At 67.8% G+C, this 20229-nt stretch carries 21 protein-coding genes and 2 tRNA genes; 6 read left to right on the top strand and 17 right to left on the bottom strand.

The window, feature by feature from the left end; genetic code table 11:
* Together AC0QSG_RS01195 and pdhA are read right to left on the bottom strand one after the other, a co-directional pair.
* On the bottom strand, positions 1–1008 hold the full coding sequence (locus tag AC0QSG_RS01195; RefSeq protein ID WP_475376388.1) for an alpha-ketoacid dehydrogenase subunit beta: 1008 nt from the start codon (positions 1006–1008) through the stop codon (positions 1–3).
* Positions 1005–2132 (bottom strand): pyruvate dehydrogenase (acetyl-transferring) E1 component subunit alpha, encoded by a 1128-nt coding sequence (gene pdhA, locus AC0QSG_RS01190; RefSeq protein WP_435725854.1) that lies wholly within the window; start codon positions 2130–2132, stop codon positions 1005–1007. The genes AC0QSG_RS01195 and pdhA overlap by 4 nt, the downstream gene beginning before the upstream one ends.
* A gap of 189 nt (positions 2133–2321) precedes the next feature.
* Between pdhA and AC0QSG_RS01185 the strand changes: the two genes are divergently transcribed.
* The gene (locus tag AC0QSG_RS01185; protein WP_475376387.1) at positions 2322–2801 is read left to right on the top strand and encodes an Lrp/AsnC family transcriptional regulator; all 480 of its coding nucleotides are present in this window, start codon (positions 2322–2324) and stop codon (positions 2799–2801) included.
* Between the two features lie 114 nt (positions 2802–2915).
* Here AC0QSG_RS01185 and AC0QSG_RS01180 read toward each other — a convergent pair whose 3' ends face one another.
* Positions 2916–4472 carry a solute symporter family protein gene (locus AC0QSG_RS01180; protein WP_475377256.1) on the bottom strand — a complete coding sequence of 519 codons (1557 nt, stop codon included), beginning with the start codon at positions 4470–4472 and terminating at the stop codon, positions 2916–2918.
* A gap of 59 nt (positions 4473–4531) precedes the next feature.
* On the bottom strand, positions 4532–4891 hold the full coding sequence (locus AC0QSG_RS01175) for a DUF485 domain-containing protein (RefSeq protein WP_475376386.1): 360 nt from the start codon (positions 4889–4891) through the stop codon (positions 4532–4534).
* A gap of 185 nt (positions 4892–5076) precedes the next feature.
* Here AC0QSG_RS01175 and AC0QSG_RS01170 point away from each other — a divergent pair, with 185 nt between their 5' ends.
* Genes AC0QSG_RS01170 through AC0QSG_RS01155 form a run of 4 tightly spaced genes read left to right on the top strand, consistent with a single transcriptional unit; the run spans position 5077 to position 8840 of the window.
* Complete coding sequence (locus tag AC0QSG_RS01170; protein WP_475376385.1) at positions 5077–6270, top strand: sensor histidine kinase; 1194 nt, start codon at positions 5077–5079, stop codon at positions 6268–6270.
* A 5-nt stretch (positions 6271–6275) separates the two neighbouring features.
* Entirely contained in the window at positions 6276–6992 is a 717-nt protein-coding gene (locus AC0QSG_RS01165; RefSeq protein WP_435725845.1) for a LytR/AlgR family response regulator transcription factor, read from the top strand.
* Between the two features lie 10 nt (positions 6993–7002).
* A complete protein-coding gene (locus AC0QSG_RS01160) occupies positions 7003–7371 on the top strand; it encodes a hypothetical protein (RefSeq protein WP_435725843.1) in 369 nt (122 codons plus the stop codon).
* Positions 7368–8840: a sodium/solute symporter gene (locus AC0QSG_RS01155; protein ID WP_435725841.1), complete on the top strand. Its 1473-nt coding sequence runs from the start codon at positions 7368–7370 to the stop codon at positions 8838–8840. The genes AC0QSG_RS01160 and AC0QSG_RS01155 overlap by 4 nt, the downstream gene beginning before the upstream one ends.
* Here the strand turns inward: AC0QSG_RS01155 and AC0QSG_RS01150 are convergent.
* The 6 genes from AC0QSG_RS01150 to rpsB all read right to left on the bottom strand — a co-directional run bounded on the left by AC0QSG_RS01150 (position 8837) and on the right by rpsB (position 13840).
* Positions 8837–9421 (bottom strand): DivIVA domain-containing protein, encoded by a 585-nt coding sequence (locus tag AC0QSG_RS01150; RefSeq protein WP_435725840.1) that lies wholly within the window; start codon positions 9419–9421, stop codon positions 8837–8839. The two genes, AC0QSG_RS01155 and AC0QSG_RS01150, sit on opposite strands and share 4 nt — an antisense overlap.
* A 105-nt stretch (positions 9422–9526) precedes the next feature.
* On the bottom strand, positions 9527–10462 hold the full coding sequence (locus tag AC0QSG_RS01145) for a phosphatidate cytidylyltransferase (RefSeq protein WP_475376384.1): 936 nt from the start codon (positions 10460–10462) through the stop codon (positions 9527–9529).
* Positions 10462–10983, bottom strand: coding sequence for a ribosome recycling factor (frr, locus tag AC0QSG_RS01140; RefSeq protein WP_435726219.1), 522 nt, complete (start codon positions 10981–10983; stop codon positions 10462–10464). The genes AC0QSG_RS01145 and frr overlap by 1 nt, the downstream gene beginning before the upstream one ends.
* A gap of 117 nt (positions 10984–11100) precedes the next feature.
* The gene (pyrH, locus tag AC0QSG_RS01135) at positions 11101–11853 is read right to left on the bottom strand and encodes a UMP kinase (RefSeq protein ID WP_435725837.1); all 753 of its coding nucleotides are present in this window, start codon (positions 11851–11853) and stop codon (positions 11101–11103) included.
* A gap of 109 nt (positions 11854–11962) precedes the next feature.
* On the bottom strand, positions 11963–12802 hold the full coding sequence (gene tsf, locus AC0QSG_RS01130; RefSeq protein WP_435725835.1) for a translation elongation factor Ts: 840 nt from the start codon (positions 12800–12802) through the stop codon (positions 11963–11965).
* A 114-nt stretch (positions 12803–12916) separates the two neighbouring features.
* Positions 12917–13840 (bottom strand): 30S ribosomal protein S2, encoded by a 924-nt coding sequence (rpsB, locus tag AC0QSG_RS01125; protein WP_475376383.1) that lies wholly within the window; start codon positions 13838–13840, stop codon positions 12917–12919.
* Between the two features lie 465 nt (positions 13841–14305).
* Here rpsB and AC0QSG_RS01120 point away from each other — a divergent pair, with 465 nt between their 5' ends.
* Positions 14306–14851 (top strand): murein hydrolase activator EnvC family protein, encoded by a 546-nt coding sequence (locus tag AC0QSG_RS01120; protein ID WP_435725832.1) that lies wholly within the window; start codon positions 14306–14308, stop codon positions 14849–14851.
* 28 nt (positions 14852–14879) lie between these two features.
* On the opposite strand, the gene AC0QSG_RS01115 is transcribed toward AC0QSG_RS01120, so the two are convergent.
* The 7 genes from AC0QSG_RS01115 to AC0QSG_RS01085 all read right to left on the bottom strand — a co-directional run bounded on the left by AC0QSG_RS01115 (position 14880) and on the right by AC0QSG_RS01085 (position 20192).
* Complete coding sequence (locus AC0QSG_RS01115) at positions 14880–16079, bottom strand: glycosyltransferase (protein ID WP_475376382.1); 1200 nt, start codon at positions 16077–16079, stop codon at positions 14880–14882.
* 72 nt (positions 16080–16151) lie between these two features.
* A tRNA-Ile gene (locus AC0QSG_RS01110) sits at positions 16152–16225 on the bottom strand.
* 70 nt (positions 16226–16295) lie between these two features.
* Positions 16296–17489, bottom strand: a complete 1194-nt coding sequence (locus AC0QSG_RS01105) for a glycosyltransferase (RefSeq protein ID WP_475376381.1) — start codon at positions 17487–17489, stop codon at positions 16296–16298.
* An 85-nt stretch (positions 17490–17574) separates the two neighbouring features.
* Positions 17575–18489 (bottom strand): DMT family transporter, encoded by a 915-nt coding sequence (locus tag AC0QSG_RS01100; protein WP_475376380.1) that lies wholly within the window; start codon positions 18487–18489, stop codon positions 17575–17577.
* Positions 18477–19097 (bottom strand): CDP-alcohol phosphatidyltransferase family protein, encoded by a 621-nt coding sequence (locus AC0QSG_RS01095; RefSeq protein WP_475376379.1) that lies wholly within the window; start codon positions 19095–19097, stop codon positions 18477–18479. The genes AC0QSG_RS01100 and AC0QSG_RS01095 overlap by 13 nt, the downstream gene beginning before the upstream one ends.
* Before the next feature lie 60 nt (positions 19098–19157).
* Complete coding sequence (locus AC0QSG_RS01090) at positions 19158–19937, bottom strand: phage holin family protein (RefSeq protein WP_475376378.1); 780 nt, start codon at positions 19935–19937, stop codon at positions 19158–19160.
* A gap of 182 nt (positions 19938–20119) precedes the next feature.
* Positions 20120–20192 (bottom strand) — tRNA-Asn (locus AC0QSG_RS01085).
* Between the last annotated feature and the right edge of the window lie 37 nt (positions 20193–20229).

Here is a 20229-nt window from a genome sequence, read left to right as displayed (position 1 = left end):
CTAGCCTTCCAGTGAGCTAAGGGAGTTCGGACGTCCAAGGGCGCGGTCGACGCCGTCGAGGATGCGGTCGAGGTCGGGCAGGTGGTGCATCTCCAGTTTCGAGGCTGGATAGGGGATGTCGAAGCCGGTGACGCGCACCGGCGCGTGTTCCAGGAAGTCGAAGCAGCGTTCGGTGAGGCTTGCCGCCAGCTCGGCTCCGAGTCCGCCATGCTGGCCGGCCTCGTGCGTGATCACCAGCCGCCCCGTTCTGCGCAGGGACGCCTCCAGCGGCGCGAAGTCCACCGGGGAGAGCGACCGGAGGTCGATGACCTCCACGGAAACGCCTTCGTCGGCGGCGGCGACCGCCGCGGTGAGCGCCGTTTTGACCAGCGGCCCGTATGCCACGAGCGTGACGTCGTCCCCCGGGGCCGCGACCCGTGCGGAACCCATCGGCAGCGCGGACGCCAGGGAGTCCAGATCGACGTCGCCCTTCTCGTGGTAGCGCCGCTTCGGCTCGAAGTAGACCACCGGGTCGTCGCAGGAGATCGCCTGCTGGATCAGCGTGAACGCATCCTGGGGGTTGGACGGGCTGACCACACGCAGTCCGGCCGTGTGGGCGAAATAGGCCTCCGGCGACTCCGAATGGTGCTCGGGCGATCCGATGCCGCCCCCGAAGGGGATGCGGATGGTCAGCGGCATGCGTACCTGGCCGCGCGTACGGTAATGGAGCTTCGCGATTTGGCTGACGATCTGGTCGAACGCCGGGTAGACGAATCCGTCGAACTGGATCTCGACGACCGGGCGGAAGCCGCGGTAGGCCATACCGATCGCGGTGCCGACGATGCCCGATTCCGCCAACGGCGTGTCGATCACCCGGTGTTCGCCGAAGTCCTTCTGCAGTCCGTCGGTGACGCGAAAGACTCCCCCGAGCTTGCCGATGTCCTCGCCCATCAGGACCACCTTGGGGTCGCCCTCCATGGACTGCCTCAGACCGGTGTTGATGGCCTTCCCAAACGCCATGGCGCTCATCGCGCGTCTCCTTCCGCGGCGGGGGCGCCGGCAAACTGCTCCAGGTACAGGGAATAGTGCTGTTTCTGCCGCTCCAGCCACGTGTTGGGAGTCGCGTACACGTGTTCGAAGACGTCCATCGGTTCGGGGTCGAGCATGGCGATCACGCCCGCGCGGAGTTTCGCGGCAACCTCGTCCGCCCGGCGCGACGCGGCACCGTTGAACTCCTCCGGGTCCAGGCCCAGCGCCGTCAGGTGCGCCTCGAGCCGGTCGATGGGATCCTTGGCCCGCCAGTCCTCGAGTTCGTTGGCGTCGCGGTAGCGCGTCGGGTCGTCGGCGGTCGTGTGCGGACCCATGCGGTACGTGACGGCCTCGATGAATGTCGGGCCGTTGCCGGAGCGTGCCCTATCGAGCGCCTGGCGCGTGGCCGCGAGGCAGGCCAGGACATCGTTCCCGTCGACGCGGATGCCCGGGATGCCGAAACCGGCCGCGCGGTCCACGATCCGGGTGTGCGTCTGCAAAGACACGGGCTCGGAGATGGCCCAGTGGTTGTTCTGGCAGAAGAACACGACCGGAGCCTGGTAGCTGGCCGCGAAGACCAGTGCCTCGTTCACGTCCCCCTGACTGGTCGCGCCGTCCCCGAAGTAGGTGATCGCGGCCTCCTCGCCGCCGTCGAACTTGATGCCCATGGCGTAGCCGGCGGCGTGCAATGTTTGCGCGCCGATGATGATCTGCGGCGTGGCCATATTCAGCTCGAACGGATCCCAGCCGCTGGCGGCGTTCCCGCGCCAGACACGCAGGATGTCCTCGGCGTCCACTCCCCGGCAGAAGGCGACGCCGTTCTCGCGGTAGGAGGAAAACACGAAGTCGCTCTCGCGCAACGCGCGCCCGGAGCCGATCTGCGCGGCCTCCTGACCGAGCAGCGGGGGCCACAGCGCGAGTTCGCCCTGGCGCTGCAGCGCCGTCGCCTCCGTGTCGATCCGACGGACGGCGACCATATCCGTGTAGAGGGCCGCCAGCGCGGGCGCGTCGATGTCCTCCACCCACGGGTCGAGGTCCGGGTGGGACGTCCGCTCGCCGGACGGGGAAATCAGTTGCGCCGGACCGCCGCCCCGAACGGTCGAAGCTGCCTCGTGCAGGGACATGTGGTGGGCCCTTGTCTCTCGATTGTTCACCGCCCGCGGCTTGTGGCCGCGAGCGCCGGACGGTGCCGCGATACGTCGTCGCGGCTTGATGTGACCCTACTCACAGGAGGATCGACGCACAACCTAGCGCACCGAAACTCATCACTATGCACTATTTCGGGGTATCCGACGGTGCTAAAGTTGCGCACTATGCACGCATTGGATGACACCGACCTTCGACTCCTTGACGCCCTGGCCCTCGACCCCAAGGCCACCGTCCTGTCGCTGGCGCAGCAACTGGGCATCTCACGGAACACCGTCCAAGCGCGCACGTTGCGCCTCGAGAACCGCGGAGCGTTCCTCCCCTTCGAGCGCAGGGTCAATCCCACCGCGCTCGGATACCCGATCACCAGCTTCGTCCACATCCATGTCCAGCAGCGGCTCCTCGGCGACATCGTCTCGTCGCTGACCGAGATACCCGAGGTCGTGGAGGCCCACGGCCTCACGGGCAGCGCCGACATACTCGCGCGCGTGGTCGCCCGCGATGCGGAGGACCTGTTCCGTGTCAACGGCACCATCCTGCACATCGACGGCGTCGACCGCGCGGACACGTCCATCTCGATGGCGGAGCTGATTCCGCACCGCATGCGGCCGTTGCTGGCCACCGAAGCTACGCCCCGCTCCGCCTGAGGACCGGTCCGGGGCCGGCCGGAACCCCCGTGTCCACAACGACGGAACCCCCGCGGCGCAAGGTATGCGCCGCGGGGGTTCCGAAGGTGGTGCGCCGGATGGCGCCGTGCCGCCCTAGTGGTCGACGGCCTTCTCGGCGCCGACGCCGGTGAGCGAACGGACCTCCATCTCGGCCTGCTTCACCGGGTCCTCCGTGCGCTTGTCCAGGACAGTGCCCAGCCAGCCCAGGAAGAACGCGAGCGGGATCGAGACCAGGCCAGGGTTCTTCAGCGGGAAGATCGCGAAGTCGGCCCCTGGGATCATGGCCGTCTCATTGCCGGACATGACCGGCGAGAAGACGATCAGGAGCAGGGCGGTGGCAAGCCCGCCGTACATGGACCAAACCGCGCCCTGGGTACTGAACTTCTTCCAGAACAGCGAGTACAGGATGGTCGGCAGGTTCGCGGAGGCCGCCACCGCGAAGGCCAGCGCCACCAGGAAGGCAACGTTTTGGCCCTGGGCGCCGATGCCGCCGGCGATCGCCAGGATGCCGATCACGATGACCGTGCGGCGGGCGACCTTCACTTCCTTCTCCGGGGTGGTCTTGCCCTTGGCGATGACGTTCGCGTAGATGTCGTGGGCGAACGACGCCGCCGCCGTGATGGTGAGCCCGGCGACCACCGCCAGGATGGTGGCGAAGGCGACCGCTGCAATCACGCCGAGCAGTAGCGACCCGCCGAGTTCGAACGCGAGCAACGGAGCCGCGGAGTTCACGCCGCCCGGGGCCGCCTTGATCCGGTCCGCGCCGATCAGCGCTCCGGCGCCGTAGCCGAGGACCAGGGTGAACAGGTAGAACGCGCCGATGAGCCAGATGGCCCACACGACGGACCTGCGGGCTTCCTTGGCGGTCGGAACCGTGTAGAAGCGCATCAGGACGTGCGGAAGTCCGGCGGTGCCGAGGACCAGCGCCAGGCCGAGCGAGAGGAAGTCCAGCTTCGTGATCGAGCTGGCCCCGTACTGCAGGCCCGGGTTCAGGATGGCCTCGGTGCCGGCCGACGCGACGGCGTCGCCCAGCAGCGCGGAGAGGTTGAAGCCGTAGATGGCCAGGACCCAGACGGTCATCACGAACGCGCCGGCGATCAGCAGGCAGGCCTTGATGATCTGGACCCAAGTGGTGCCTTTCATTCCGCCGACCAGAACGTAGAGGATCATCAGGCCGCCGACGACGGTGATGACCAGGGACTGCCCGAGCCGGTCGTCGATGCCGAGCAGCAGCGAGACCAGCGCGCCGGCTCCGGCCATCTGCGCCAGAAGGTAGAACAGGCAGACCGCGAGCGTGGTGGTTGCCGCGGCGATGCGGATGGGGCGCTGCTTGAGGCGGAACGAGAGCACGTCGGCCATGGTGAACTTGCCCGTGTTGCGCAGGAGCTCGGCGACGAGCAACAGGGCCACGAGCCAGGCCACGAGGAAACCGATGGAATAGAGGAACCCGTCGTATCCGTTGATGGCGATCGCGCCGACGATGCCCAGAAAGGATGCCGCCGAGAGGTAGTCGCCCGCGATGGCGGTGCCGTTCTGCCCGCCGGTGAAGGAGCGTCCGCCGGCGTAGTAGTCCGCCGCGGTCTTGTTGTTCTTGCTGGCGCGCAGCACGACGACGAGCGTCACGCCGACGAAAAGCGCGAAGATCAGCATATTGACCAGGGGGTCGCCGACCTTCGTGGATTCGGCGGCCGCCGCGAGTGGGGTGACGTTCACTGGTTTGCCTCCTTGGTGCCGATCTGCGCTTCCAGCCGGTGGCGGAGTGCGGTGGCTTTGGGGTCGAGCCTGCGGTTCGCGAAGGACACGTACAGCCCCGTGATCACGAACGTGGAAACGAACTGCAGCAAGCCCAGCAACAGGCCGATGTTGACGTTGCCGAAGACCTTGATGGACATGAACTCCGGCAGGTACGCGGCCATGAGGACATAAACGAAATACCAGACCAGGAACACGATGGCCATGGGAAATACGAAACTGCGGTGCGTGCGGCGGAGCTCGGTGAACTCTTGGCTGTTCTGGACCTCCGTGAAGTCCTCGATCGGACCGGCGTCCGATGGTGGGGTGTTGCCCATGCTTCCTCCTTGTGGGGTGGCACAGTCCGCCCGGGCGGCTAGTGACTTGAATCACCATCCTTCATGCGGCGCCCCGCTGTGAAGACCCTCACAGGCGCGTCGTGCCGAGCGGCGCCCCTCCTGCGACGAACGGTTGGGCCGGACCGACGAATGGCGCGGTCCCGCCCGCGGTCTACTGTTGTGCCATGATGTCCACCGCCTTGGAAACCACAATGATCGCGGCCATTGTCATGGTCGCCATCGCCGTGGTCGGTTTCGTCGGCTACCGGATCTTCCGCTCGTCGCGCGATCTGGGAACCGACGCCGACAGGGCCACCTACGAGACGCTGCACACCGTTTCGCGGGCGGCCCCCCACCTCGCCAGCGGCCTGACGCGCGAGGGGGCCGCCGGGGCCAGCCGCCATCTCCGGGGCCTGCTGGCCTGCGACGGGCTGGCCATGACGGACACGACGGCGGTGCTCTCCGAGGACGGCTCCCTCCCGCCGGATCCACTCATGGGATTCGCCGCGAGCGCGCTGGCCTCCGGCCGCACCCAACTGCACCACCTCGACGGATGGGACGCGGTGTTCGCGCCGATCCTCGTCCAGGACCACACGGTGGGAACGGTCGTCGCGGTGGCGCGCCGGGCGGACGCGGGCCTGCTCCGCGCGACGACGGAGGTGGCGGCCTGGGTGGCGGCCCAGGTCGGCTTGGCGGAACTTGACGAATCGCGGGCGCTGCTCATGGAAGCCGAGGTCCGCGCGCTGCGCGCGCAGATCAGCCCGCACTTCATCTACAACAGCCTCAACGCGATCGCGTCCTTCATCACCACCGACCCCCAGCGGGCGCGCCAGCTCGTGGTGGAATTCGCCGACTTCACCCGCTATTCCTTCCGCCGGCACGGCGACTTCACGACCCTGGCCGAGGAACTGCAGTCGATCGACCGCTACCTCCTGCTGGAGAAGGCCCGCTTCGGCGACCGGATCAGGGTCTCCCTGGCGATCGCCCCGGAGGTCCTCGGCACGGTCATCCCGTTCCTGTCCCTGCAGCCGCTTGTGGAGAACGCGGTGCGGCACGGGCTGGAGGGAAAGGCCGACGGGGGCCTCGTCACCCTCACGGCGCGGGACAGTGGGGAATTCGCGGAGATCACGGTGGAGGACGACGGCGTGGGCATCGACCCCGACGCGCTACGGTCCGTGCTGGCCGGCACGACGGAAGGCGTCCACGTGGGGCTGCGCAACGTCGACGTGCGGCTGCGGCAGGTCTACGGCGACGAGCACGGGCTGGTGATCGAGACGGCGCCCGGCGCCGGCACCCTGATCACGTTGCGGGTGCCGAAATTCCAGCCGGGCAACACCACGGGTCCGCCGCGGGGCGCCAGCCGGCACGCCATAGACTAGGGCGCATGATCAATGTGGTTGTCGCCGACGACGAGCTCCCGGCAGTCGCCGAACTGGCGTATCTGCTCGCGCAAGACGACCGCGTGGGCCAGATCCACCGCGCGACTTCGGGCGCCGAGGCACTCCGCGCACTCGAGGAGTTCCCGGTGGACGCGTTGTTCCTCGACATCCACATGCCCGCCCTCTCCGGTCTGGACATCGCCCGGACCATCTCGCGCTTCAGCCGGCCCCCCGCCGTCGTCTTCGTGACCGCCGACGAGGCGCAGGCCCTCGAGGCGTTCGAGCTGGCCGCCGTCGACTACGTCCTGAAACCGATCCGGCCCGAGCGTCTGGCGGAATCGGTGCGACGCGTCTGCGAGTTGATGGAGGACGACGGCGCGAAGCCGGAGGTCGTCACCGTGGACCAGGGCGGCGTCACGAAGATGATCCGCCGGGACGACATCCGCTACGTCCAGGCGCAGGGCGACTACGCGCGGCTCCACACGGCCGACGCGAGCTACCTGATCAGGGTGCCGCTCAACGACCTGGAGCAGCAGTGGGCCTCCGCCGGCTATATCCGCATCCACCGCAGCTACCTGGTGGCCATGGAACACATCGACCGGGTCCAGCTGCGGACGGGTCGGGCCTCCGTGGTGGTCGCCGGAACGGAACTTCCCGTCAGCCGCCGCGCACTGCCGTACCTCCGCGAGCGGCTCGCCGCAAACCGGGTCCGCCCGCTGTGATCGGATCGCCGTGACCGCAGACCGCGTTCCGCCGCGCAGGGTCAGGGTCGTGGCCCCGGACGGCGCCGGGCTGCGGCCCTCCCGCCGCGATCCCGCCGATCCCGCCGATCCCGTGGATTCGTTCTACGTGCGCTCGCTCATCCGGTCGCAGCTGCGTCTGGCGCTCTCCGTCGCGATCGGGTTCCTGGTCCTGTTGGTGGGTCTCGCGGTCCTCGTCGGGACATGGCCGGAAATCAACGCCTCGCGGATCGCCACCGTGCCCCTGCCGTGGCTGGTCATGGGTCTGGGCGTCTACCCCATCATCCTGCTCGGCGCGTTCCTGTTCACCCGGGCCGCGCAACGCAACGAGGACCGCTACCGGGACGTGTCCGGCCGATGAACCCGACCACCGCGCTCGCCGCGGTCATCGCCGTCACGGCCGTCACCGTCCTGATCGCCTTCAACGGCCTGCGCATCTCCCGCACCACCGGCGACTTCTACGTGGCCTCGCGCACCGTCAAGCCCTGGTGGAACGCCTCCGCCATCGGCGGCGAATACCTGTCGGCGGCCAGCTTCCTGGGCGTCGCCGGCCTGATCGTGGTCTCCGGGCAGGACGCACTGTGGTTCCCGATCGGCTACACGGCCGGATACCTGATGCTGCTCCTGTTCGTCGCCGCGCCGCTGCGCCGCTCCGGGGCGTACACCCTGCCCGACTTCGCCCAGATCCGGCTGGGCGGACGCGCGGCGCGGCACGCCACCAGCGTCCTGGTCGTCGTCGTCGGTTGGCTGTACATCGTTCCGCAACTGCACGGGGCGGCACTGACGCTCGGCATCACCACCTCGCTGCCGTCTTGGCTGGGGGCGCTTCTGGTCATGGTGGTCGTGTGCCTGACCGTCCTCGCGGGCGGGATGCGATCCATCACCTTCGTGCAGGCCTTCCAGTTCTGGCTGAAGCTCCTCGCGCTGGCGGTGCCCACCGCCTTCATCCTCATCCACCTGGGGATCGCCGGGGAGTCCCCGACCGCCAACGGGCAGGCCTTCGACGCCCCGGTAGCCCCGATAGAGGACGCCGGCATCTACCGCAACATCTCGTTGATCGTCGCGCTGCTGTTCGGCACGCTGGGTCTGCCGCACGTCCTGGTGCGCTTCTACACCAATCCGGACGGACCCTCCGCCCGGCGGACGACGGCGATCGTCATCGGGCTCCTGAGCCTGTTCTACCTTTTCCCGACCATCCTCGGCGTCCTGGGGCGCACCTACACGCCGGAGCTGGCCGCGGCCGGCAACGCGGACGCGACGATCCTTCTGCTCCCCGGACGGATCGTGGGCGGCACCGCCGGCGAAGCACTCTCGGCCGTCGTGGTCGGCGGCGCCTTCGCGGCTTTCCTGTCCACCACGTCCGGCCTCGTGGTCTCCCTGGCGGGCGTCATCAGCCAGGGGCTGTTCCGCGGCACGGTCCGTGGATTCCGGATCTCGACCGTCATGGCGTGCGTGGTCCCGCTGCTGCTCGCGCTCGGCACAAGCACGTTCGCCCTGGCCGGGGCCATCGGTTCGGTGTTTGCCTTCACCGCCTCGACCATCTGCCCGTTGCTGCTGCTGGGGATCTGGTGGCGGGGGCTGACCGCTCGCGGCGCGGTGGCCGGAATGGCTGCGGGCGCCGTGTCCTGCGGTACGGCGCTGGCGGTCGGCGGCATCCTGCCGGAGACTTCGGGCCTGATCCACGAGCTGTTGTCGCAGCCGGCGGCGTGGACCGTTCCGCTGGCGTTCCTCACCATGTTCACGGTGTCGCGCGCATCGGGCGGCGGCCAAAGCACGCGAAAACGCGTGGACGCCGTGATGGCCAGCCTCCACGCGCCGGAAACGCCCTAGTCGATCGACGCCATCAGTTCAACGACCCGGTCCAGGAACGCGTCCACCTGGCTTTCCTCGTAGCCGTCCTGCCCCTTGGCCTCGCGGAACACCACGCGGCGGACGGTGTCCACGCTCATGGGGGTGTCGTGTTCGAAGTAGTCCAGCAGCTGCTCGCACAACTCGTCGACGTCCTCGACGTTGTAGCTGGGTGCGCCGCGGCGGGTGGGGCGGCGAAAGCGCTCGCCCGGCGCGCGGTGCAGGCGTCCGCGTAGGATCGCGGACAGGCGGCCGACCTGTTGCAGCCACGCGTCCTCGCCCTCTTCCTCGATCAGCGCATCCCGCTCCCGCTGGGCGAACACGTCCTCGAGGCGGTCGAGCGCGGTGTCCACCTCCCGCGCGTCGTAGCCGCCCTTTTGCGGTTCGAAGGCGGTGCGGCGGACGAGGTGGCTCGTGACGACGCTCTCGTCGTCGCCGGTGCCGTTGAAGGTGGCCCGGGCCCTGGCCAGGAAGTGGTCCACCTGCTTGGTGCTGTAGCCGAATTCCTGTGGAGCCACCCTCTCGAAGGGCGTCTGGGTTGTCTGCGCGTGGTCCTGGCTCAAAGCGATATCCTCAACTCCGGCGTTGTGCACCGATGTAATCATGACGATGGGGCGACCGCCTGGGCACGCCGCTCCCCCATCCTACCTAGTCGTGTGGCAAAGACCCTAGACTGCGCCGGGCAGCAGCAGAACGAACAGGATGTAGGCGACGGGAGATGCAAAGACGATGGAATCCAGCCGGTCCATGAAACCGCCGTGCCCGGGCAGCAGCGTACTCATGTCCTTGATGCCGAGCTCCCGCTTGACCATCGACTCCGAGAGGTCGCCCACCGTGGCCGCCGCCACCGTCGCCATCGCCAGCGGCACGCCGACCCACCACGGCTGGCCGAGCAGCCAGACGCTGGCCAGAACGCCGACGACGACGGCGCCGGCCACGGATCCGGCGAATCCCTCCCAGGACTTCTTCGGACTGATTTTCGGGGCCATGGGATGCTTGCCGAGAAAGGCCCCCACGAGGTAGCCGAACGTGTCGTTCGCGACGACCAGCAACAACAACGTGGCGACCTTGAGCGGCCCGTCCGCCTCGTTGAACAGCAGGATCGAGAAACTGAGCAGGAACGGCACCCAAAGCGCGACGAACACCGACGCGAGGACCGACCGGGTGGCGCCGCCGCCGCCTTCGATGACGCGCCACAGCAGCACCAGCAGCAGCGACCCGGCGAGGGCGAAACCCAACGCCTCCGGGCCGCCGTAATAGGCGGAGAACGGCATGGAGATCGCCCCCACCGCCAGGGGCACGAGCGGAAGGTCCACCTTGGACTCAGCCAGCGCCCGGCCGACCTCCCAACTGCCCAGGACGCCGAACAGGGTCACGATCACCACGAAGGCCAGCGGGAACAGCAGCAGCCCCACGAGGACGCCGACCAGCAATACCAGTCCGACGGCGATCGCCGCCGGCAGGTCGCGGCCGGCGCGCGATGTGGGCGCCGCCTGCCTCAGTGACCGCCGGGAGAAGCTGTCGGGGCCGTTAGCCCCCGCCTGCGGCTTCGGCGTGGGCCCCGGGTTGGGCTCCCCCGCGTCGGGCGGCGTGGAGTTGGGCATTAGACTTCCAGCAGCTCGGATTCCTTGCGCTTGAGCAGCTCGTCGATCGAGTCGACGTGCTTCTTGGTCAACGCGTCGAGCTCCTTCTCGCCGCGGGACCCGTCGTCCTCGCCGACGTCGCCGTCCTTCACCATCTTGTCCAGCATGTCCTTGGCCTTGCGGCGGTGGTTCCGGATCGCGACCTTGGCGTCCTCGCCCTTGCCCTTGACGATCTTGACGTATTCCTTCCGTCGCTCCTGCGTCAGCTCGGGGATCGTCACGCGGATCAACTTGCCGTCGTTCGACGGGTTGGCACCCACTTCCGAGTCGCTCAGGGCCTTCTCGATGGCGCGGAGGGCGGTGACGTCGTAGGGGGTGATGAGGATGGTGCGGGCGTCAGGCACGCCGAAGGACGCCAGTTGCTGCAGCGGCGTCGGCGAACCGTAGTAGTCAACCATGACCTTCGAATACAGCCCCGGGTTCGCCCGCCCCGTACGGATGGTCGCGAAGTCCTCCTTGGCGGCCTCGATGGTCCGCTCCATCTTCTCGGCCACGTCCTGCAGCGTTTCGTCGATCACTTGCTTCTCCTTAGTCTCCGGGGCCTCGCCGAGGCCGTCCGGCCGGTTCTCCGACTCTCAAAACATCCTATGTCACGGGCACTAGACGGTGACGAAGGTACCCATTTCCTCGCCCAGGATGGCGCGCGTAACGTTGCCCTCGCCCTGCATGCCGAAGACCATCATCTCCAACCCGTTGTCCTTGCACATGGTCATCGCGGTCTGGTCCATCACACGGATGTCCTGGATCAGCGCCTCGTCGTAGGTCAGGCGGTCCAGCTTCACGGCGTTGGGGTCCTTCTTCGGATCGGCCGTGTAGACGCCGTCCACGCCGCTCTTGGCCATCAGCACGACGTCGGCGCGCACCTCGAGCGCACGCTGGGCCGCGACCGTGTCGGTGGAGAAGTACGGAAGTCCGGCGCCGGCGCCGAAGATCACGACGCGGTCCTTCTCGAGGTGGCGGATGGCGCGGCGGGGGATGTAGGCCTCGGCGACCTGGGCCATGCTGATCGCGGACTGGACGCGCGTTTCGACGCCGGCCTGCTCGAGGAAGTCCTGCAGGGCCAGGCAGTTCATGACGGTGCCCAGCATGCCCATGTAGTCCGCGCGCGACCGGTCCATCCCCGATTGGGACAGTTCGGCGCCACGGAAGAAGTTGCCGCCGCCGACGACGATGGCCGTCTCGACCTGCCCCACGGTCTTGGCGATCTGCTCGGCGACGCCGCGCACCGTCACGGGGTCGACACCGAGCTTGCCGCCGCCGAACACCTCGCCCGAGAGCTTGAGCAATACGCGGCGACGGGGCGCCCGCTCAAGTGATTCGGGCGCGCGGGACGAATGTTCGGTGGCTACCATGGTGACTCCTCAAACTGGAACGAAAGGGCAGGAAAAAGGGGCGGCCACCCGTGGTGGCCACCCCCTTTGCCTTCGTCGGCGGTCGGATACGCGCCGCCGTCGTGTGTTGCTAGGCTCCTACGCGGAAGCGGGCGAAGGCAGTGGCCTTCACGCCCGCCTCCTCCAGAACCTTACCAACGGACTTCTTTGCGTCCTTCGCGAAGGACTGGTCGACGAGGACGCCCTCCTTGAAGAAGCCGGTGAGGCGTCCCTCGACGATCTTCGTCAGCGCGGCCTCGGGCTTGCCCTCGGCGCGTGCCGTCTCGTCGGCGATGCGACGTTCGTTCTCGACGGTCTCCGCCGGAACCTCGTCGCGCGTCAGGTAGGTCGGTGCCATCGCGGCGGTGTGAACGGCGACGTCGTGCGCGACGGTCGCGGCGGCCTCGTCCGTTCCGTCGACGGCCAGCAGGACGCCGACCTGCGCCGGAAGGTCCTTGGAGGTCTTGTGCAGGTACGCGTCGACGGCTCCACCCTCGACGCGTGCCAGGCGGCGGACGACGACCTTCTCGCCCAGGACCGCACCCTCTTCGGTGACGTAGTCCGCGAGGCTCTTGCCCTCGACGTCGACGGCCAGGAGGCTCTCCAGGTCGGCGGCGGCGGATTCGACCGCGATCCCAAGGACCTTGTCGGCCAGCGCGATGAACTTCTCGTTCTTCGCGACGAAGTCCGTCTCGCAGTTGACCTCGACCATGACCCCGACGTTGCCGCCGACGATCTTGGCGGCCACGAGGCCCTCAGCGGTCGAACGGCCTTCTCGCTTCGTGGCGCCCTTGAGGCCCTTGATGCGAATCAGTTCCATGGCCTTGTCGGCGTCGCCGTTGGCCTCGTCGAGTGCCTTCTTGACGTCCATCATGCCAGCGCCGGTGCGCTCGCGAAGGGCCTTGATGTCAGCGGCGGTGTAGTTCGCCATGTGCAACCCCATTCTCAGTGGTTCTTAGTTGTCTAGCCGAACGGCCCGCTTAAGGCACGTCCGGTCAACCGAGCCGGCGGACCTTGCGGCCCGCCGGTCCGGAAACTCGGATGGTTACTTGGCGTCCTCGGCCGGAGCCTCGGTTGCCGCCTCGGCCGGAGCCTCTTCGGTCTTGGCTTCCTCGGCCGGGGCCTCGGTTGCGGCGGCTTCGGTTGCCGGAGCCTCTTCGGTCTTGGCTTCCTCGGCCGGGGCCTCCGTTGCGGCGGTCTCGGTGGTGCCCTCGAGCAGTTCGCGCTCCCACTCGGCCAGCGGCTCGGCCGCCGCGTCGGTGTTGCCCGACGCCTTGTTGTTGCGGGCGATGAGACCCTCGGCAACGGCGTCGGCGATGACGCGGGTCAGCAGGTTGACGGAGCGGATGGCGTCGTCGTTGCCCGGGATCGGGAAGTCGACCTCATCCGGATCGCAGTTGGTGTCCAGGATGGCGACCACGGGGATGCCAAGCTTCTGGGCCTCGTCAACGGCGAGGTGCTCCTTCTTGGTGTCGACGATCCAGATCAGCGAGGGGGTCTTCGTCAGGTTGCGGATACCGCCCAGGTTGGTCTGCAGCTTGGTGAGCTCGCGGCGGAGCAGCAGCAGTTCCTTCTTGGTGTGGCCCGAGCCGGCGACGTCGTCGAAGTTGATTTCCTCGAGTTCCTTCATGCGCTGGACGCGCTTGGCCACGGTCTGGAAGTTGGTGAGCATGCCGCCGAGCCAACGCTGGTTGACGTAGGGCTGGTTCACGCGGGTCGCCTGGTCGGCGATCGCTTCCTGTGCCTGCTTCTTCGTGCCGACGAACAGCACGGTTCCGCCGTGGGCAACGGTGGCCTTGGTGAACTCGTAGGCGCGGTCGATGTAGGACAGCGACTGCTGGAGGTCGATGATGTAGATGCCGTTGCGCTCAGTGAAGATGAAGCGCTTCATCTTCGGGTTCCAGCGACGGGTCTGGTGGCCAAAGTGGACGCCGCTGTCGAGCAGCTGGCGCATGGTTACGACGGGCATGTCGCAACTCCTTCCGGCAGTAGCGGGCCGGCCCTCGCGGGCCGCGGTAACTGCCTATTGTTTCGGTTGTTGGCGATTCACCCGGGTTGGATGGCGCCCCTGGCATCGTCCGCCGGTTGCCCGGCCCCCGCCACCACCGGATTTCCGGACCGTGGACAGCGTGGTCCACCCCACGGTCCGCCACAGGCGGATGGGGGGTGGATGCGCGATGCGCGAAGTCAGCTTCATGTCCGATGGTCCGGGCATGGATCATCGACGCACAGAACTGCGGTTACAAGTGTACTACAGCCTGGGCGCGGTTCCGCCCGTACGGCTCCCCCTCCACAGGGCCTCCTGAGGCGCTGTCCTCCACCGTTGCCGACCGGCGGGTTTCGGCGCCGGCGTCCCGGGACACGATGGATGCCTCAAGCGGAAGGAATCGAAATGGAATGGATCGGCTCGGCACTTCGGACGAGGACTCCCGCCATGACCCGTGCCGTCGCGCTGGCGACGACACTGGTCCTACCGTTGGCCGCGGGGTCCGCCATGGGGCCACCCGCCGCGCCGTCCGGGGGAATCGCTTCGGCGCCCGCACCGGGATGGACCTGGCCCGTGTCCGGCGGGCCCGGCGGCGCGCCGCGGGTGCTCGAGCCGTTCGATCCCCCGCGCGAGCGATGGCTTGCCGGACACCGGGGCGCGGACCTCGAGTCCGGTTCCGGGGCCGAGGTGCTGGCGCCCGCCGGCGGAATCGTCGCCTTCGTGGGAACCGTGGTGGACCGCCCGGTTCTCACGATCGACCATGGGGACGGGCTGGTGTCCAGCTTCGAGCCCGTCACGGCCTCGTTTCCTGCGGGCGCGGCCGTCACGGCGGGCCAGGCCGTCGGGATCGCGGCCACAGGCGGCCATTGCTCGGGGCGGTGCATCCATTGGGGACTCCGGCTGCACGGGGAGTACATCGACCCGCTCAACACCGTCACAGACCGCCGCCCGTCGGTGCTGCTGCCGGTTCCGCGCGACGGACCTTCCGGCTAGGCGGCGGCTCCGTGGCGGCAGGATCCGGTTAGGCGTTCCGCCGCGCGCCGATGGCTCGCTCGTAGACATGCGCCATCGACCGCGTGTGGCGGCTTTGCAACAGCGTCGACGGATCGAGGGCGTCCGCCGGCCGCGCGCCGTCGGACGGCAAATCGCCCACGGCCGCCCGTATCGCGGCGGCCAATCCGTCGACGGTGTCGTCGGGCGTCAGCCAGTAGGTGGACCCGGCCAGGTCCTCGGCGATCCTGTGGTCGCTGAGGACGGCCGGCGTTCCCAGCGCCGCTGCCTCGAAAACGGTCATGCCCTGGGTTTCGAAACCCTGGGATGTCTGCACCAGGAGGTCCGAGGCGCGCAGGTGGGCGAGCATCTCCCGGTACGGGACGGTGCCGTGGAAGACCACCTTGGCGGGAGAGATGCCTCTGGCGGCCGCTTCGGCCCGACGCCGCTCCGAGCCGTCGCCGAAGATATGGATCTCGGCGTCGATCCCTGATCTGCGCACCGCTTCAAGAAAGGGAAGGAGCCGCTTTTCCGGACTGAAGCGCCCGATCCAAACGAGACGGTTGCGTCTGGTGCGCGGCGGCTTCGGCGTGGCGAGCAGTTCGGCGGCCACGGAGTCGTCGAGTCCGTTCGGGACCACATCCACTGCGCCGAAGACCCCGCGCTCCTGAAGCAGCCGGGCGAAGTGGCTGGAGGGGGCAGTCACCGCCTGGGCGTTGACGGTGAAGGCGCGCAGGTACTGCCATGCGTCGCGGGCCGCGGGGCCCGGTGTCCGCAGGAAAAGCTTCTGGAGCGCGCCGAACAACCGCTGGACCAGGGATGGCAAGGGCACTGTGGCCTCGAGCCCGACGTCGAGGCGGTTATGCATCGTGTGGACCACGGGGAGGCCGTGTCGCCGCGCGAAGCGGTAGCCGGTCACGGCCTGCCAAAAGTCCGCCTGCACGTGGACCACATCGACCGGCGGCCTTCCGCGCAGCTGGCGTTCCAGGCTGCGGTCCGATATCCGGCCGGGAAGGGTCAGCGCGTACTCCCCCACCCCCAGCGGCAGCGATGGAAGCGGAATCAGCGAAGCGTCCGGCGCCTCGTCCGAGCGCCGGCGCGGCGAAACAATGGTGACGCGGTGGCCTTCGGCCTCAAGGAACTTCCTCTGCAGACGAACGGACGTCTGCATGCCACCGAGCGTCCGGGGATGCTGGTCGACGAACATCGCAATATGCAGCAGCCGCGGCATGTGGCACCTCCTCGCGCAAGACCCTAGAAGCTTCGGTCGCTGCCGGTCGCGCCGTCCGATCGGCAGCCGTTGTAGGGCGAGTGGGGCTTGAACCCACGACCCAGGGATTATGAGTCCCTTGCTCTAACCAACTGAGCTATCGCCCCTCGTTGCCGGCGGAGGGTATTCGCCCCCGACGGCATCTGCCATCCTAGTGGATTTCGCCACTCGCCAGTGTCAGGTGGCGGACAGGAATTCGTCGGCCGTCGCCCCGCGGTACAGGCTCTCGAACGTGTCCATCGTCTTGTCGTGGCTGTGCGCCACTGCCTTCCGGTGACCTTCCTCGCCCATGGCCGCCCGCTGCGAGGGGTCGGCGGCCAGCACGGCGTCGAGGCGGTTGGCGAGCTCCACCGCATCCCCGGGCGTGAACAGGAAGCCGTTCACCCCGTCGTCGACCAGATGGGGAAGCGCCATCGCGTTGGCCAGCAGCACGGGCCGGGACGCCGACAAAGCCTCCAGCGTCACCAGGGACTGAAGTTCGGCCGTGCCGGGCTGGCAGAACACGTCGCAGCGCAAGTAGGCACGCCGGAGCTCGGCATCGTCCACGTGCCCATGGAAGTGGACGCGGTCCGCCACGCCCCGCTCCGCCGCGTGGCGCTCCAGGTGCGCGCGCTGTTCGCCGCCGCCGACGACCTCGAGGTGGGGAGCGGGGACGGTGGCGCTCCGGGCGATTGCGTCGATCAGCACATCGACATTCTTCTCCACCGCGAGTCGCCCGACGAACAGGACAACCGGCCACTCGCGTTTCTCCACCGATTCGTCCGGCGCCAGTTCGTACAGGCTGGAGTCGATTCCGTTGGACAGGGGCAGGACCTTGCCGAGGCGGGCCTGCTGCTTCATCGCCCGAGCCGCCAACGGCGTCGGGGTGGTGACGACGTCCGCCCTGCCCATGATGTGTCCCATGTCCCGCCACGAGTTCTTGGCGACGACGCGCTTGAACCACTTCGGAAACGGCAGAAAGGGATCGAGGTTCTCCGGCATGAAGTGGTTGGTGGCGATCGTCCGGATGCCCCGTTTTTTCGCTTCGTTGATGGCCGCGTGGCCGACCATGTAATGGCATTGGACGTGCACGACATCTGGACGCACCTCATCCAGGATGCGCCCAACGGCCCGGCTGGCGCTCCAGGGCGTGCAGAGCCGGTAGGACTCGTGCGTGGGAACGGCGTGCGACCTCAGTCGGTGGACCGTCGCCTCCGGAAGCACTTCCATGGTCTCGGGTCCGGACTCGCTGTTGGCGGCCACGACGTGCACCTCGTGGCCGCGCTTGGCCATGGCCGTCGCGAGCCGGTGGCAGAACACGGACGCCCCGTTGACGTCGGGAGGATAGGTGTCCGCGGCGATCAGGATCTTGAGTGGCTGTTCACCGGTCACGTGGTGGGAACTCCTTGTCGTGGGGCATCGTGGTGTCGCCGGCCGTGGAACGACCCCTTAATCGGCCGTATGCACCCACCGGTGACTACGGGTTGAGGAGGCCCGCCGCCTTCTTGCGGCGCGCTTCCTCTTGCCGTTGCAGGACATCGGGGTGGTGCCGCGACAGGGCGACGACCCCCACGATAGCAATGGTTGCGGCACCGGCCATGGACATCGCCGTCACCGGATGCACGTCGGGTTGGAGTTCCCCGAGGATGCCGATGCCGATCGCGATCCCGACGATCGGATCCACGACGGTCAGCCCGGCGATGACCAGGTCCGGCGGTCCGCTGGAATAGGCGTTCTGCACGAAGTACGTGCCGAGGAGCCCCGCGACGGCGACGGCCACCACCAGGTACCAGGAGACGTTTCCCAGAAACAGCCCGTTGGGATCCAGGAGCGAGATCGCCAACGTCCGCACCAGCACCGCCACGAACCCGAAGAGTACCCCCGCGCCCATGATGTAGAAGAAGGCGTTCAACCGGTGGCGGAAGGCCGCGGCGACGCCTCCAAAGGCCGCGACGACGACCGCGAGCAGCATGATTGTGGTGGCTTGTTGGCCGGTGCTCACTCCGTGGTTCTCGCGGGTGACATTGATGGCCAGTAGGACGAACCCGATGCTCCCCGCCATGCATGCGGTAATGGCCAGGACCGTCGGGCGGTTGATCCGTATGGATTGTTCGCGCGCGTTGACGACAGTGGTGATGACTAGGGCTATGGCACCGATCGGCTGGACCACGGTCAACGGGGCCGAAGCCAGCGCGTAGACGTTCAGGGACATGCCGATCACCAGCAGGACCAGCCCGAGGACCCATCGCGGGTTCCGCAGCAGCCGCAGCATGCCACGCGAGGTCACGCTGAGGCCTCCGCTGCTGGCGCGAACGGCGCTCCCCTGGCGCTGCGTTCCGAAGGCGAGGAAAAACGCGGCCACAACCGCGCAGGATACCGCTACCCAGACCATTTTTTCCCGGTGCGCAGGGCATTGGCCTTGCGGCGCGCGGCAATAAGGTACCCGATGGCGGCAATGACGTGGAGCAGGCATCCGACGGCGAGCACCGTCGTCGCCACCACGCCTAGTGCCGGGGCTGCGATCCCGTCCACGCGGTCCAGGAGGAGCAGCGGCGTTCCCACCAGCAGGAGGGCGGTTCGGATCTTGCCCAGGTTGCTGACGGGCAGGTTGGGGCTGCCGCCGAAAAGCAGCATGGCGTTGGCGATCAGGACGATGTCGGGGACCACGATTGCGTACACCAGCCACGCGGGCGCTATTCCCGCGATGACGAAAGTCGCGGCCACGGTGATCAGTGCCAGCCTGTCGGCCAAGGGGTCGAGCCACTTGCCGACCGTCGAAACCTGATTGAGGCGACGGGCCAGATAGCCGTCCACCCAATCGGTGGCGCCCAGGACCACCAGTATGACGGTCGCCCAGCCGAAATCCTGGACTGCAACAAGCCAAACGAAGACGGGAACCAGCAGGAACCTGCCGACGGTGATCAGGTTGGGAACGGTCCAGAAGGTGCGGAGCTCACGGTAAACGACGTCGTCGCGCTGCCCGGCGCCGATGAACCTCACCGGTCCCCCCTTCCCTCGGTCACGGCAGTTGGTTGGTTACGGCAGTGGCCCGACGGGCACCTAGCGCCTGACGAGCTGCCTCACGAAGGCAACGAGCGCCACGAGGGACGCCGCCATGACGGCCAGGGGCTGCCATTTCTCCCGGAGCAGCCGTGCCGTGTCGTCGCCGGCCGGAGCCTTCTGCGACAGGCTCGCCGCCGCCTGCCCCTTTTTGGCCTCGGCGAAGGCCGATGCGCGGTGCACACCGCCGCTCGCGCGGGCCTTCATGTCGAGCTTGGGACCTAGGCGGTCACGTACCCGCGTGAGATGCTCGCGACGTTGCTTGGAACGGTGGAGGAGTTCGGCATAGGGAACCGGTGGGTTCTTGTCCTTGTCTTCCTTATCCTTTTTCGGCTTCTCGTCCTTGGGCTTTTCCTCGTCCAGCGTGGACGGATCGAACGACGAACCCTCCTTGAGGATTCCGAGGTCGTGCTTAATGCCGCGCATGGCGTCCTCCGGAACAAGCGGAAGCGCCTTCTTGACGCGGCTGTAGCCGATGAGTCCGAGGATTGCGGCCAACACGAGCAGCAAAGCCGCGACCAGCAGGGCCGCCAACCAGGGATCCACAACCAGCCCGAGGCCCAAGATGCCCGCGACGAGCAGTGCGACGACAAGCAGTGCAACGAACACCAGTGCCACGGCCGCAATGGCGGCGGCGATGCCCACCTGGATGCCCTTCGCCTTCATTTGCGCGATGGCAAGTTGGATCTCGTCGTTCAGCTGTCTGGGAACGAGCCTGCCGGCGACCTTGGCCAATCCCGCCAGGGAAGACGGTCGTCGTTCAGGTGTGCTTCCTGCCATCGTGAGCCTCCATCCTGTTCGGCCCGGGCGGGCCAATGCATTTCAAAACTACCATCATGCCCGGTCAGGGAGGCCCATCCGATCGAGGTGCGGCCACAGTTGCATCGGCGCGCCGGGGGTGGCTACGGCGCAAGCCCGGAACGCGATAGGGCCCCGCCAAGCGGCGGGGCCCTATCCGTGTGCTCCCCCGACTGGACTCGAACCAGTAACCCTTCGATTAACAGTCGAATGCTCTGCCAATTGAGCTACGGGGGAATGAAGCGAGTAAAACTTTAGCAGGGCACGCACGGAT

It is taken from the genome of Arthrobacter sp. LT660 (assembly GCF_056172845.1).
Note: the sequence above shows the minus strand (reverse complement) of the source record. Positions and strands in the feature narration are given on the sequence as shown.